Origin of the sequence: Brevundimonas sp., assembly GCF_016463295.1 — a bacterium.
Classification (GTDB): domain Bacteria; phylum Pseudomonadota; class Alphaproteobacteria; order Caulobacterales; family Caulobacteraceae; genus Brevundimonas.
In genome coordinates, this window is record NZ_JAEMRO010000007.1 from 25801 (window position 1) to 39591 (window position 13791).

General features: G+C 66.5%; 16 protein-coding genes. 6 read left to right on the forward strand and 10 right to left on the reverse strand.

Annotated features, from left to right (window positions below):
• Nucleotides 1–46: 46 nt before the first annotated feature.
• The 9 genes from fliN to JHC81_RS03620 form a co-directional block, all read right to left on the reverse strand.
• Nucleotides 47–379, reverse strand: coding sequence for a flagellar motor switch protein FliN (gene fliN, locus JHC81_RS03585; RefSeq protein ID WP_292170748.1), 333 nt, complete (start codon nt 377–379; stop codon nt 47–49).
• Entirely contained in the window at nt 379–1047 is a 669-nt protein-coding gene (locus JHC81_RS03590) for a flagellar assembly protein FlbE (protein ID WP_292170749.1), read from the reverse strand. Before JHC81_RS03590 ends, fliN begins: the two co-directional genes overlap by 1 nt.
• Nucleotide 1048: 1 nt before the next feature.
• Nucleotides 1049–2086, reverse strand: a complete 1038-nt coding sequence (gene fliG / locus JHC81_RS03595) for a flagellar motor switch protein FliG (protein WP_292170750.1) — start codon at nt 2084–2086, stop codon at nt 1049–1051.
• Nucleotides 2086–3723 carry a flagellar basal-body MS-ring/collar protein FliF gene (gene fliF / locus JHC81_RS03600; RefSeq protein WP_292170751.1) on the reverse strand — a complete coding sequence of 546 codons (1638 nt, stop codon included), beginning with the start codon at nt 3721–3723 and terminating at the stop codon, nt 2086–2088. Before fliF ends, fliG begins: the two co-directional genes overlap by 1 nt.
• 107 nt (nt 3724–3830) lie before the next feature.
• Nucleotides 3831–4901, reverse strand: a complete 1071-nt coding sequence (gene flhB, locus JHC81_RS03605) for a flagellar biosynthesis protein FlhB (RefSeq protein ID WP_292170753.1) — start codon at nt 4899–4901, stop codon at nt 3831–3833.
• Nucleotides 4894–5664 (reverse strand): flagellar biosynthetic protein FliR, encoded by a 771-nt coding sequence (gene fliR / locus JHC81_RS03610; RefSeq protein ID WP_292170756.1) that lies wholly within the window; start codon nt 5662–5664, stop codon nt 4894–4896. Before fliR ends, flhB begins: the two co-directional genes overlap by 8 nt.
• Nucleotides 5664–5927, reverse strand: coding sequence for a flagellar biosynthesis protein FliQ (gene fliQ / locus JHC81_RS03615; RefSeq protein WP_292170759.1), 264 nt, complete (start codon nt 5925–5927; stop codon nt 5664–5666). The genes fliR and fliQ overlap by 1 nt, the downstream gene beginning before the upstream one ends.
• Nucleotides 5924–5977: a hypothetical protein gene (locus JHC81_RS14420; RefSeq protein WP_366465554.1), complete on the reverse strand. Its 54-nt coding sequence runs from the start codon at nt 5975–5977 to the stop codon at nt 5924–5926. Before JHC81_RS14420 ends, fliQ begins: the two co-directional genes overlap by 4 nt.
• Nucleotides 5978–6339: 362 nt before the next feature.
• Nucleotides 6340–7767, reverse strand: a complete 1428-nt coding sequence (locus tag JHC81_RS03620) for an ankyrin repeat domain-containing protein (protein WP_292170761.1) — start codon at nt 7765–7767, stop codon at nt 6340–6342.
• Between the two features lie 328 nt (nt 7768–8095).
• Between JHC81_RS03620 and JHC81_RS03625 the strand changes: the two genes are divergently transcribed.
• From JHC81_RS03625 to JHC81_RS03650, 6 genes are read left to right on the forward strand one after another with little or no spacing between them, the layout of a single operon-like run.
• Nucleotides 8096–8830 (forward strand): DUF4386 family protein, encoded by a 735-nt coding sequence (locus JHC81_RS03625; RefSeq protein ID WP_292170763.1) that lies wholly within the window; start codon nt 8096–8098, stop codon nt 8828–8830.
• Complete coding sequence (locus JHC81_RS03630) at nt 8827–9789, forward strand: NAD-dependent epimerase/dehydratase family protein (protein WP_292170764.1); 963 nt, start codon at nt 8827–8829, stop codon at nt 9787–9789. Before JHC81_RS03625 ends, JHC81_RS03630 begins: the two co-directional genes overlap by 4 nt.
• Complete coding sequence (locus JHC81_RS03635; protein WP_292170767.1) at nt 9770–10357, forward strand: Crp/Fnr family transcriptional regulator; 588 nt, start codon at nt 9770–9772, stop codon at nt 10355–10357. The genes JHC81_RS03630 and JHC81_RS03635 overlap by 20 nt, the downstream gene beginning before the upstream one ends.
• Complete coding sequence (locus tag JHC81_RS03640) at nt 10354–10518, forward strand: hypothetical protein (protein ID WP_292170770.1); 165 nt, start codon at nt 10354–10356, stop codon at nt 10516–10518. Before JHC81_RS03635 ends, JHC81_RS03640 begins: the two co-directional genes overlap by 4 nt.
• 44 nt (nt 10519–10562) lie before the next feature.
• The gene (locus JHC81_RS03645) at nt 10563–11711 is read left to right on the forward strand and encodes an acyltransferase (RefSeq protein ID WP_292170771.1); all 1149 of its coding nucleotides are present in this window, start codon (nt 10563–10565) and stop codon (nt 11709–11711) included.
• A 52-nt stretch (nt 11712–11763) separates the two neighbouring features.
• Nucleotides 11764–12780: a glycerophosphodiester phosphodiesterase family protein gene (locus JHC81_RS03650; RefSeq protein ID WP_292170773.1), complete on the forward strand. Its 1017-nt coding sequence runs from the start codon at nt 11764–11766 to the stop codon at nt 12778–12780.
• A 59-nt stretch (nt 12781–12839) separates the two neighbouring features.
• On the opposite strand, the gene JHC81_RS03655 is transcribed toward JHC81_RS03650, so the two are convergent.
• Nucleotides 12840–13781 (reverse strand): DMT family transporter, encoded by a 942-nt coding sequence (locus JHC81_RS03655; protein ID WP_292170776.1) that lies wholly within the window; start codon nt 13779–13781, stop codon nt 12840–12842.
• Nucleotides 13782–13791: the final 10 nt, after the last annotated feature.

The window sequence follows — 13791 nt, forward strand, 5'->3', positions numbered from 1 at the left end:
CATCCAACGCACGATGACCCGTGTTCGGGGCCGGGGTTCAACGCCGTCAGGCGTTGCTGTCTTCAACCTTGATGATTTCCGTCATGGTCACACCCAGACGATCCTCGACCACGACGACCTCGCCGCGGGCGACCAGCCGGTTGTTGACGAAGATGTCGATGGCCTCGCCGACCTTGCGGTCCAGCTCCAGCACCGAGCCGCGGTTGAGCTTGAGCAGCTGCGCCACCGTCATGTGCGCCTTGCCCAGCACGGCCGAAATATTAACCGGCACGTCGAAGACCGGGGCCAGATCGTGGGCCGTCTTGTCCGTCGCGTCGTCGGTGACGGTGATCGCGGTGGAGTCGCCAAACTCCTCCAGAGCCATGGTGTCGGATGCCATTACGGCCTCCCTTCCATCGAGTTGTGGGGGGTGAGGATGTCGGCGTGGCCCGCATCGGCGGCGAGCGCCGAGTTCAGAGCCTCGGTCATGCGGGCGAAGGTGGCCTCGACGTCGAACTCGGCCCGCCCATCGGCCCATTCCAGCTGAAAGGCGGCGGGGGCCATGCCCGGCTCGTCACGGAAGGCGACCACGCCGGAAAAGCCCGCGTCGGCGCATAGCTGTTCGATGCGGGCGCGGGTCTGATCGGTCAGGTCGCCGGCGCGGATGACCAGACGCGGCGAGGCGTCGACCTCTTGTCCCAGAGCTTCCAGCGCGGCCTGGATCGGCGCGGCGGGATAGCGGTCCAGGGCCGAGGCGCAGACGACCCGCGCCGCCGCCATGGCCAGGGACGCGGACTGCTCGCGATGCGTCTGGGCGACCTGTGTCAGAGCCGGAGCCGAGGCGGCCAGCGCCTGGCCGATGGTGGACAGGGCCATGGCCTGCAGACTCTCGATCTCGTCCATGGCGATCTGGCGAGCCTCGGCGCGGGCCTGGGCGACCAGGGCCTCGACCTCGCCCGCCGTCCAGGCGCGTTTGGCCGGGCGGTAGGCGGAAGCGCGTACGACGTCGCCGAGCGAGTCGAACTCGGTGTCGAAGGCGAACGGGGTGCTGAGGGGTTGAGCGGTCATGTCAGTAGATCAACTCGTCATCGCCGCCCTGGCCGACCAGCATGATGTCGCCCTTGGCCGCCAGGTCCTTGGCGACCTGGACCATCGCCATCTGGGCGTTGTCGACGTCCTTCAGACGGACCGGGCCCATGGACTCCATGTCCTCGCGCATGATCTTGGCGGCACGTTCGGACATGTTGGAGAAGAACATTTCGCGCAGGGATTCCGACGCGCCCTTCAGGGCCAGACCCAACGAGTCCTTCTCCACCGCCCGCAGCAGGGTCTGGACGCCACCGGGGTCCAGCTTGGACAGGTCCTCGAAGACGAACATCAGGGCGCGGATACGCTCGGCCGCCTCGCGGTTGCGCTCTTCCAGGGCACCGATGAAACGGGCCTCGGTCTGGCGGTCGAAGCTGTTGAAGATGTCCGCCATCATCTCGTGGCTGTCACGCTTGGACGTGCGCGCCAGGTTGGACATGAATTCGTTGCGCAGGGTCTGTTCGATCTTGTCCAGGATTTCGCGCTGCACCGGCTCCATGCGCAGCATGCGCTGGACGCACTCCAGGGCGAAGTCCTCGGGCAAGCTGGTCAGGACCCGGGCCGCATGCTCGGGCTTGATCTTGGACAGGACGACGGCGACGGTCTGGGGGTATTCGTTCTTCAGATAGTTGGCGAGGACCGCCTCGTTCACATTGCCCAGCTTGTCCCACATGGTGCGGCCGGCGGGGCCGCGGATTTCCTCCATCAGGCCTTCGACCCGGTCCCCCGACATGAAGGAGGCCAGCAGCTTCTGGGTCTGTTCGAAACTGCCCATGACCGAGCCGGAGCCGCTCATCCCGGCCACGAATTCGATCAGCAGTTCCTCGACCACGGCGGCGGTGACGGTGCCCAGACCGGCCATGGCCTGGGAGATTTCCTTGATTTCCTCATCGTCCAGGCTCTGCCACAGGCGGGTGTGGTCCTCGCCCAGCGACAGCAGGATGACGGCGGCCTTTTCAGGCCCCGTCAGCTTCCTGGCGTCCTCGACCGCAGGCTTCTTGTTGACCAGCCGGGCCGCCATCAGCCTTCATGCACCCAGGAGCGCAGGATGGACGTCGATTCCTCCGGATGCTTCTCCACGAACTCGGCGACCTTCTTGATCGAGGAGGCCTTCACCTGACCCTCGATGCGGGCGATGTCGAGCCGGTCGTCCATCTCCGAACGCGGCAGGAACTGCTGGCCCGGATCGGCGGCCCCGTTGACGATCGAGGTCTGCAGGCTGGTCACCGGCACGCCACCGGCACCCGCCAGCTGGGGCGCACCCGAGCCGCCTCCCGTCGCCGTTTTCAGCAGCGGACGCAGGACGAAGAAGATCAGCAGCAGGCCGGTGATCAGCAGCACCAGCAGCTCGACACCGCGCATGATGTCGTCCTTGGTGAAGTTGAACAGCGAGGAGCCCGCCTCCTCGCCACCGACCGCCGCCGTGTCGCGGTTGAAGCGGACGGCCGTCACCTGGACGATGTCGCCACGCTCGGCGTTGAAGCCCACCGCCGCCTTGACCAAGGCCTCGATCTTGGCGCGATCCTCTTCAGACACAGGCGTGTAGGTCGGCTCGCCGTCGCCGCTGGCGGGGGGCGTATATTTGCCGTCGACGGCCACGGCCACGGCCAGCTTCTTGACCTCGCCAGCCTCCTTCACCGTCGTGGTCGTGGTGTTGGAGATTTCGTAGTTGGTCGTCTCGGTGTTCTGGGTGTCGGTCGAGCCGATAGGCGTGACATTGGGTGCCTGACCGCCGGGGATGTTGTTGGTCGCCGTGGCCCCGCCATCAGCCTGACCCGTCGTGTCCTGGCTTTCGGAACCGTTGGTCGAGGTCGAGCGGACGACCTGGCCGTCGGGGTCATAGACCTGCTGCTGGGTGGTCGAGCGGCTGTGGTCGATGTCGGCGGTGACCTGGACGCGGGCGGCCCCGACGCCGACGACGCCCTCGACGATATCCTTGATCCGGGCCTGAAGCTGGGCCTCGGTCGAACTCTTGGCTTCTTCGGCGGAGGCGGCGCTGAAGCCCGCGTCGTCCGCCCCTGCCGCGAGCGTGCGGTTGGAGGTGTCGGTCAGGGTGACCCGCTCGGGCTTCATATTGGTGACCGAGGAGGCCACGACATTGCGGATGGCCTGAACCTGGGCACCCGACAGCTGACCGCCCGTCACACCCACGACCACCGAGGCGGTGGGCTCGGCGGTAGAGGCCTGGAACAGCTGGCGCGGCGGCAGGGCGATCATCACGCGGGCCGAGGTGATGCCCCGCAGGCTCATGATCGTGCGGGCCAGTTCGCCTTCCAGCGCGCGTTTTTCGTTGAGGTTCTGCTGGAACTCGGTCTGGCCCAGGACCGACTGGTCGTCGAAGATTTCGTAGCCGACGCTGCCGGAGGTCACCAGACCCTTGCCGGCCACCAGCATGCGGGCCTCGCCCACCTGATCGCGGCTGACGAAGATGGTCGAGCCGTCGCCGCGCGAGGAGTATTTGATCCCGGCCCCGTCCAGGGCGGTCGTGATCTCCGAGGCTTCGCGCAGGTCCAGGTTGGAGTACAGCAGGGCGTCGGGGGCCTGGCCGACGCGCATCATCAGATAGACCAGGGCGACCGCGACGCCGGCGCCCACGCCCAGCAGCACGGCCAGCTTGCCGACCCCGAACCTCTGCAATGCCGACGAAAAGCCGCCCACTCAAACCGCCTAAGTTAAAACGGGCCCACCCCGACGCACGAACCCGACAGGTCGCTAGGCAGAAACTGCCGCCTGCGTGGTAAACGGGGAGTTAAGTTCCGTTACGATCAGCGTTTCTTGCGCTTGTTCATAACGAAGCCGATGACCTTGGCGGCCGCTTCGAAATGCTCGCGCGGGATGGTCTCGTCCACGTCCACGGCAGCATAGAGGGCGCGGGCCAGGGGCACGTTCTCCACGATCGGCACGGCGTGCTCGCGCGCGACCTCGCGGATGCGCAGGGCGACGGCGTCCACGCCCTTGGCGACGCAGACCGGAGCCGCGTCGCCCGCCTCATAGCGCAGGGCGACGGAGAAGTGCGTCGGGTTGGTGACGATGACGGTGGCGGTGGGCACGGCCTGCATCATGCGCTGGCGGCTGCGCTGGGCCCGGATCTGCTTCAGCTTGGCCTTGACGTGAGGGTCGCCTTCGGACTGTTTGAAGTCCTCCTTCAGCTCCTCCTTGGTCATCTTCATCCGCTCGGCGAAGCGGTATTTCTGCCAGAGGAAGTCCACGCCCGCGGTGAAGCTGAGGAAGACGAGGGCCGACACCATCAGGCTGATCGCCAGGTCGCGCGTGAACGGCAGGATCATGGCCGGCGACATGGCCGCCATATTGGCCAGTTCGTTCGCGTGCGGTTTCAGCACCAGCCAGCAGACCACCACCACGGCCAGCAGCTTGAGGAAGGTCTTGACGAACTGGACCAGGCCGTCGGGGCCGAAGATGCGCTTGAACCCGGCCAGGGGGTTCACCTTGGACCAGTCGGGCTTCAGCTTCTCGCCCGTGAACAGGATGCCGGACTGGGCCAGGTTGCCGCCCACCCCGCCCAGGATGGTGGCCAGCATGACCGCCCCCAGAAAGGGCGTGATGGCCCACAGGGCGATGCCGCCGATCTCCACGCCGGCTCCCGCCTCCAGCCCGCCCATCATGGTGTGGGGCGCGGCGATGAAGGGCAGGAACTGCTCGGCCATGGAGGTGGCGAACCAGCCCCCGGCCATCAGGATGACGGCGGCGGCACCGGCCAGGGACAGGGCGGAGGCGACATCCGGGGATTTGGCGACATCCCCCTTCTTGCGCGCTTCCTCGAGTTTTCGTGGGGTGGCGTCTTCTGTCTTGGACTCGGGATCCGCGCTTTCAGCCACCGGCACCTCCCGTGAACTGTCCGGCCAGGGCGCGGTAGCGATCGATGAAGATCGTGCCCACCACCCCCAGGCTCAAGGCAAAGACGGACAACCCCAGGATGATGCTGAGCGGGGCCGCGGCGAAGAAGACCTGGAACTGGGGCATGACCCGCCCGACTAGGCCGGACGCCAGGTTGAAGATCAGGGCAAAGACCATGACGGGCGCGGCCAGTTGCACGCCCAGCAGGAAGCTCTCGCCCAGGGTCCGTACCGCCAGGGTGGCGAAGTCGCCGGTCGCCAGCGGCTGGACCGGGGCGATCAGGCGGTATGACCCGACCAGCCCGGCGATGAACAGGTGATGGGTATTGGTCGCGAACATCAGGGTCGTGCCCAGCAGCAGCAGAAAGGCCGAGATCGTCGTACCCGGCTGGGCCTGCAAGGGGTTGGCGGTCTGGGCGAAGCTGAGGGTCGTCTGCAGCGACACCACCTCCCCCGCCGTCGACAGGGACGTCAGGAAGATGCGCAGCATGGTCCCGATCGCCAGCCCCACCAGCACCTCGCGCAGCATCCAGCCGACGGTGGCTCCCAGGCTGGTCGGCAAGGCCGGCAGGCTGCCCGACACCACCGGCCACAGACACAGGGTGACGACCAGGGCCAGCGACAGGCGGATGCGCGGCGGCACATAGCTCTCGCCAATGCCGGGCATCATCAGCAGGACCGCGCCGATCCGTGCGAAGATCAGCGCGCCCTGCCAGACCTGATCGGATGTGGCGTAGGGCTCCACTACATCCCGGCGATGCGCACGGCGATGGTGCGCATGAAGCCGCCCAGCAGCGCCCCCATCAGCGGCAGGAACAGCAGCAGCGACACGAAGATGGCGATGATCTTGGGGGCATAGATCAGGGTCTGTTCCTGGATCTGGGTCAGGGCCTGGACCAGGCCGATGACCACGCCGACCACCAGGCCGACCAGCAGCACGGGCGCGCACAGCTGGATCGTCAGCCACAGGGCATCGCGCCCCACATCCAGAACTTCCGCCCCGTTCATCCCACGCTCCACAAACACGCGCCTGGACATCCGCCGAAGCGGCCCCGCACTGGGCAAGGAATGCCGGGTCCATGGTTAATGCGGCGTTAGCGATGTCGGAGATGGGGTTCAGTGTCTCCGGTTCTCGGCGGAAAAATCGGCCGTCGGAAAACGGCGACCAATGCGAGAGCACCATGGGCTGCCCGGCCTCGATCCAGCGGCCCGCAGCGTCGATTTCATACTGTCAAAGATCCGTGGGGCGCGGCCAGACCGATGACGTCCCCCTCATCACATCTGGCGCATGGTGAGTGCGATGCAAGAGGCGACTCGAGGCTGATTTCAGGGTCCAGTGTCTCCACTTTGACCGTGAATGGACGGGACTATCAGGGTCGGGAATACACTGTGGCCTCCATGCTTTACCGACGCCTTGGCATCAGGGGCGAGCGCCAAGTTCTCGAAGCCAGAGAGCGTATTCCGATCGCGGTCCGGCCTTTTCTTCAATCACGGACAGAATCCGCCGCCCCTTCGATGGAGCATTCAGATCGAGCCCTCGTGCCGTGAGATCGGTGAGAAGGTCCTTGGTGACGAAGCTGGGGTCCAGTTCGTCATGATCATAGGTGACAGGAAAGAACAGACCCCAGACGGGTGGTCGGCCCTGATAGTCCGGCAGATTGATGTCCCCGCCCGCCGCCAGCAGAAGGTCCAGAATCTGAATTGCCCTGGCATCGGCCGCACCCATTTCACCATCCAGCTTCATGGTCCCGACAGCTTCCCAGATCGGGCGACGACGGTGGGACAGCGCATTCGGGTCGGCGCCGGCGTCGAGCAGCAATCCAACGGCTTGCGGCGTGCCCGGGTATATGCCGTCAGCCACCATCCCGAGGGGCGTTTCATATTCACCGGGACCGACGGCGTTGACATCTGCCCCCTTGGAAATCGCCAGCCGCATCAGGTCCACGCGAAGCGGCTCACGCCCCTTTATGCTCGCCTGAAATACGGCGTCCGCCACTCCAGGCACATCGGTTTCGAGCAGCAGGCGGGCAGCAGGAAGGGACAATCGTATCGATCGCAGGTCGTGGGGTTGGATCATCTCGTGCCGGTCTGAAAGGATCTGTCGAAGGATGGCGATATCGCCACCGGCGAGAGCGGCCTGCAGATCCTGACGTGTCCAAGATGGGGATCCAGGTACACGGGCGAGCATGTCGAAAAAGATCGTCCGGTGGCCGAGCACGGCCGCCCAGAAAAAGGCGGTTTCGTCTCGCTGCCCCTGCGTCCAGGGACTGGCCCCGGCGTCGAGAAGCCGGTCGACGATCTCGGGCCTGTTCCGACCAACGGCCCACATGAGTGGGGTCAGGCCCAGCCCGTCACGGGCATTGACGGGCGTGTCGCGAAGAAAGCGTCGAACATCCCCTGGCGAACCCCGCCGTGCCGCTTCGTGGAGCGAGCCGACGGGACGTGCCACCTCACGCGCCGGCTCGGACATCGGCTTGGCCCAACCGTGAGGGAAGCTGGTGTCCCGTTCGTGATCGTCCGGCAAGGATGCCCGGCAAACATCGGCGTCGGGATAGTCGGGCTGCGCGACCACCGCCAGATTGTGCAAGCGAGCTTCGGCCTCAGTTCTTGCCGTAGCTTCACCCACAACATCCCCGAGTTCAAATGTTCTCAAGACAAGCGGAGATCGACCCCCAGGGGTAAAGCAGGTGACGCCCGGCGGAAGCTGCATCCCGTACTGACCCCCGACAATCAGCCCAAAGCGACGTTCGGCGTCGGTCAACTGTTGGGAGAAACTGCTTTTTGCCGCCGCAATTCCAGCCGCCTCCTCCTCAGCGGAGTCCGACCTGCTGCAGCCGGCCAGAGCCATCAGGCCCATTCCGAGACACACAGCGCGCAAGCGGTTGGACACGCGAACACTCCGAACGGCACAAAGATTAGTTCACCCATAGCGTGTCAGACCCGCCTCACCAGTCGATGAGCAATCATGCTTAAGCGCTGGAGATGAGGCTGATGACAGTGCTGCTCTTCATCTCACCTCAGGGGGTCGGTGCCACCGCCTCCACTGAGCGGGTTCATCATAGCCGGGGAGTATGCCCTCATCAGCGATCTTGATCCGCATCAAGGCGACGAGCCGCAGGACGGGCGAGTGTGGCGGTGTCGGCCGGAGGAGGCCGCGTTTACGAGAGGCCGCCGCCATGACCCGATCCCCATCGCCAGGCCCTGCATCCGCTGCATGGGCCGCGGGCCTGCTGATCGTCCAGTTCGCTCTGATCTGGACGACCTTCTTCATCCTGTCATCGGCCATCGGCTGGCCCGCCAGCCTGGGTGATCCCGCCACGGTCGCCCTGCCGCGACTGACCGAGAACGCCGGGGCGGTGATGGCGGGGTATGGTTTCTATATGCTGGCGGCCCTGCTGCTGGTGCCGGCGACGGCGGCGCTGAATGCGCGGCTGGGGCTCAGCCCTGCGCTGTCGCAGCTGACGCTGGGGCTGGCGGTGCTGTCGGCGGTGTTCAAGGCCATCGGCATCGGGCGATGGCTGTTCGTCATGCCGTCGCTGGCCGAGGCCTGGTCGAGGCCCGGAGCGGATCACGCGACGCTGAGCATCGTCTTCGATGCTCTTAACGCCTATGCCGGAGGCGTCGGCGAGGGGCTGGGGGTCGGGCTGATCGGCGGCCTTTGGACCATCATCGTCGGCGGGCTGATCGCGACGCGACGCGGGCCCCATGCCCGCTGGGGCAGCCGACTGATCGGGGGCTATGCCGTGATCACGGGGTTGGGGCTGTTCCTGACGGTTCCCGGCGCATTGGGTGTGGAGATGGGGCCGGTGCTGACCCTGACCAATATCGCCTGGCAGTTCGCCCTGCTGTTCATCGCCCTGTGGACCGCCGCCGCGCTGCGTCGCTCCGTCGTCAGGGGAGCCGACCAATGATCATGTCCGCCTCTTCCGAGCCCGTTCACATCATCCTGGGTGCCGGTGCCCTGGGCCGGGCCACCGCCCGCGCCCTGATCGCCGACGGTCGCCCCACCCGTCTGGTCAGCCGCACGCCCCGCCCGGCACCGCAGGGCGCGACCCCTGTGACGGCCGACCTGCTGGACCCCACCGGTCTGGCCCTGACGATGAGAGATGCCGAGGCCGTCTATTTCTGCGCCCAGCCGCCCTATCACCGCTGGAGCCAGGAATTTGCCATTCTGCAGGCCGCGGCGGTGCAGGCCGCGTCCAATGTCGGAGCCCGGCTCATCTCAGCGGAAAACCTGTACGGTTACGGCCCGGTCTATGGCCCCATGACCGAGGATCTGCCCCTGACCCCCAATACCCGCAAAGGGGCCGTGCGGGCGGCCATGCACGAACAGCTGATGCGGGCGCACGACGCCGGGCAGGTCGAGGTGGCCGTGGCGCGAGGGTCGGACTTCTTCGGTCCCGGCGTCGATGGATCGGCGGTCGGGGCGCGGGCGTTCGATGCCCTGCTGAAGGGTCAGGCCGTGCCGATGCTCGGCGATCTCGACGCCCTGCACAGCTGGACCTTCGTCGAGGATTTCGGGCGCGCCCTGGCGACCCTGGGCCAGGACACCCGAGCGCTGGGTCAGGTCTGGCATGTGCCCAATGCCCCGCCGGTGTCGGCGCGGCGGTTCTTCGAACTGGCCGGGCGGCTGGCCGGGGTGCCCGGCAAGGTGCGCAGGATGGGCCGGACGGAGCTGGCCATCGGCGGCCTGTTCGTGCCGGCCGCGCGCGAGATTGTCGAAATGATGTATGAGTTCGACGAACCCTTCGTCGTCGATCACGGCAAATTCGCCCGGGCGTTCGGCGACCTGTCCACCCCGCTGGAGCGCGCCCTGGCCATCACGGTCGAGGCCTATCGATCGGAGCGCGATGACCGAGCCGTCGCTTGAGGCCGAAATCCTGCGTCAGGCCGCGCCGCTGATCCCCGGATCGGCGGCGCTGTCGACATTTCTGGCCACCACCCGAACCCAGACCCTGGCCAAGGGGCAGACGCTGTTCCGGGCCGGGGAGCCGACCACGGCGCTGTATTTCGTGACCCAAGGCTTGCTGCGATACTATTATCTGGCCGACGGGGCCGAGCACACGGGTCAGTTCTTCGATGCTGGGCTGTTTCTGGGCGACGTCGCCAGCCTGATGACCGGGGCCGACAGCGTGCAGACGGTCGATGCGATCGAGGCCTCCACCGTCATCGTCATTCCCGGCACCGCGCTGAAGGCCGCCTATGACGCCGATCATGCGATGGAGCGGTTCGGGCGGCGGGTGGTCGAACAGGCCATGGCCGGGTCGCAGCGCCGCTCGGCTGCCCTGCTGCAACTGTCGCCGGAAGAGAACTACGAGCGGCTGCTTCGCTTGCGGCCCGAGGTGGCGCGGCGCACGCCCCTGTACATGATCGCCAGCTATCTGGGCGTCACGCCCGAGGCGCTGAGCCGTATCCGGCGTCGCCGCATCGGGTCTTGATCGCGATCAAGGCGGCGCCGCCCGCGCCGGGCCATCCTGCCGACAGCATCTGCCGGAGAGGGATGATGAAGGGCCTGACCAAGATCGTATTGCCGCTGATCCTGCTGGCATCGTGCCTGTGGCTGTGGGTTTTCCGGGCGGGTGACAGCCTGTTCGCCTGAACGGCCCGCCTCTTGCGCCGACGAGGCTTGAGGAGGCTTCGGCCATGGCCTGGACCGCGATTTCGACCCGAAATGAGACACCGCCCATCGTGCGCGGCGGGTGGCTGGATGCGTTGCGTTTCATTGTGGCCAGCCTGATCATCCTGCATCACTTCCAGGGCGCGGGGCCGGTGCATCTGGCGGATGGCGTGCATCCGGTGTTCGAGCGGGGCGGGTTCCTGCTGACCAACTTCTTTCTGATCGACAGCGGCTATGTGCTGATGCGGGTTTACGGCGCGTCAGTGGCGAAGGGATCGCTGTCGGCGACGGACTTCTTTCTGAAGCGGTTTCTGCGGGTCTATCCGGCGCATCTGATGATGGGGCTGGGGCTGGTCGCCCTGATCCTGATCAGCGGGGCGATGGGCATCGCGCCGCGCGCGCCGGAGTGGTTCCGATGGGACCAGTTGCCGGCCCAGCTGACCCTGACGCAGGCGTTCGGCGTGCCCGGCGGCCTGGGGTGGAATGCACCCAGCTGGTCCATCTCGGCGCTGATCGGCTGCTATCTTTGCTTTCCGTGGATCCTTCGCGGCCTGACGAAACTGGGGCCGTGGAGCACGCTGGCGCTGGGCGTTGGGCTTTATCTGGTGGTCAACCAGATGACCTGGAGCCTGCTGGGCTATCCCGTCTATCAGATGCCGATGGGCTATGGCTTCATCCGCGCCCTGCCGCTGTTCTTCTTGGGCATGGCCCTGGCCTGGTTCGCGCAGAAGGTCTGGATCGCGCCGCGTCTGGCGGGGTGGGTCGGGATCGTGGCCGCGCTGGCGCTGGCCTTCGTCCAGTATTTCGACAAGCACGCCCTGATATCGCTGGTCTGTATCTCGCTGATCATACTGGCGGCGGGGGCCATCCCGACGCCGCGCCCGTCGAAATGGGTCGAGAAGGCCGCCCAGGTGTCATTCTCAATGTTCATCACCAATGAAGTGGTGCGCATCGCCTGGTTCGGCGTGGCCAATGTGCTGATCGCGCGGTTCGCCCTGCCGGTCGCGGTGCAGTGGGGGCTGTGGGTCGCGGGCGTGGCGGCGGCCTTCGCCTTTGCCTTCCTGTTTCACTTCGTCATCGACACGCCGATTCAGACCCGTATCCGGACATGGCTGAAGCGGCGGACCGGGCGGCGACTGGAGACGCGTCAGCCGGTGGTGTCGCTGGAGGGTTAGCGAACCGGCGGGGCGTCATCTCGGCGTCACCGCCCGCCCCTACCATTCGCGCATGATCCGTCTCATTCTGGCGACCCTGCTGCTGTTGTTCGGAAGCCCGGCCCTGGCCCAATCCCCCCTGATCATCGCCCATCGCGGAGCCTCCGGAGAACGGCCCGAGCATACGCGCATGGCCTATGAGCGGGCCATCGAGCAGGGTGCGGATTTCATCGAGCCGGACCTGGTGATGAGCCGCGACGGCGTCCTGATCGTGCGGCACGAGAACGAGATCGGCGGCACCACCGACGTGGCGTATCGACCGGAATTCGCGGATCGGCGCACGACGAAGATCATCGACGGCCAGAGCGTCACCGGCTGGTTCACCGAAGACTTCACCTGGGCCGAGTTGCAGACGCTGTACGCGCGCGAACGCCTGCCGGACCTGCGGCCCGAGAACACGGCCTTCGATGATCTGGAGCCGATCCTGAGCTTCGAACAGGTGCTGGAGATCGCGCGTCACGCGAGTGCCCGGACGGGGCGGATCATCGGGGTGGTGCCGGAGCTGAAGCATCCGTCGTATTTTGCCAGCGTCGGCCTGCCGATGGAGGACGCCTTCGTCGCCGTGCTGGAGCGGCACGGGCTGACGGGGGCGGAGGCTCCGGTCATCGTCCAGTGTTTCGAGGTGGGGACGCTGCGCCGCCTCGACGCGCGGATCGACACGCCGCTGCTGCAACTGATCGCGGCCAGCGGTGGGCCGGCGGACGATCGGGGGCTGAGTTACGACGCCATGACGACGCCGCAGGGGCTGGCCGAGATTGCGACCTATGCCGACTGGATCGGGGTCGATACGGCCCTGATCGAGCCAGAGCCGGGTGCGCCGACGACCCTGGTCGCCGACGCCCAGGCGGCGAGGCTGAAGGTCGCCGCCTGGACCTTTCGCGCCGAGAACGCCTTCCTGCCTGAAGGCGACCGGATCGGATCAGACCCGGCGGCGCACGGGCGGCTGCGCGAGCGGCTGGCGCGGTTCGCGGGGTATGGGCTGGATGCGGCGTTTATGGATCAGCCGGGGCTTGGGGGGAGTAGGGAATAGGGAGGTAGGGAGTGAAGAACCCGGCAAGTCCCTAGCGCACACTCCCTACTCCAAACTCCCTACTCCCTACTCCCTAGCCCCAGAACCTTCTGCGGCCGCGTCACCAGCCAGATGCCCCCGCACACCAGCACCAGCGCCGCGCCATAGGTCCAGCGCATCACGCTTTCGCCGAGGAACAGGCTGGACAGGGCCACGCCGAAGACCGGAACTAGGAAGTTGAACGCCGCCAGCATGCCCACCGGATTGTGCTTCAGCAGCAGGCTCCAGGTCGCAAAGGCGAAGGCGGACAGCAGGGCCATGTAGAGCAGCAAGGCTCCCGAGCGTGCGTCGAACGCCCCCAGATGACCGCCGCCGATCAGGCCGATCGCCACCAGCACCGCCCCGCCCAGCGCCAGCTGCCAGCCGGTCATGACCATGGGGTCCAGCTCGCGCGAGATCCGCTTGCCATAGATGGACCCGGCCGCCAGCACGAAGGCGGCCCCGATGATGAAACCCTCGCCCAGCAGGGTGACGTCCAGGCCGAACCCGCCCCGGCCCAGATTGACCACCAGCACGCCCAGGAAACCGACGATACAGCCCCAGACCTTGCGGTGGCTCAAGCGGTCGTTGGTGTAGATGAAGTGCGCCAGCACCACGCTGAAGAAGGTGCCTGTCGCATTCAGGATCGACGCCTTGACCCCCGTCACATGCGCCAGGCCGATATAGAAGAAGACGTATTGCAACGTGGTCTGGAACAGGCCCAGCAGGACCAGCTGGCGCGCCTGCGCCCCCGTCACCTTCAGGACCGGTTTCTTCATCGCCACGGTGACGCCCAGCAGGATCACCCCCGCCAGCAGAAACCGCCAGCCCGCGAACAAAAGCTGGCTGGCCATGTCCGACGGCGCGATGTCCAGCATCGCATAGCCCGCCTTCACCGCCGGATAGGCACTGCCCCACAACAGGCAGCACAGCGTCGCCAGGGCAAAGACCGACGCGCGGCGCGTGAGCAGGGGGTGGGTCATGTGGGGGGCG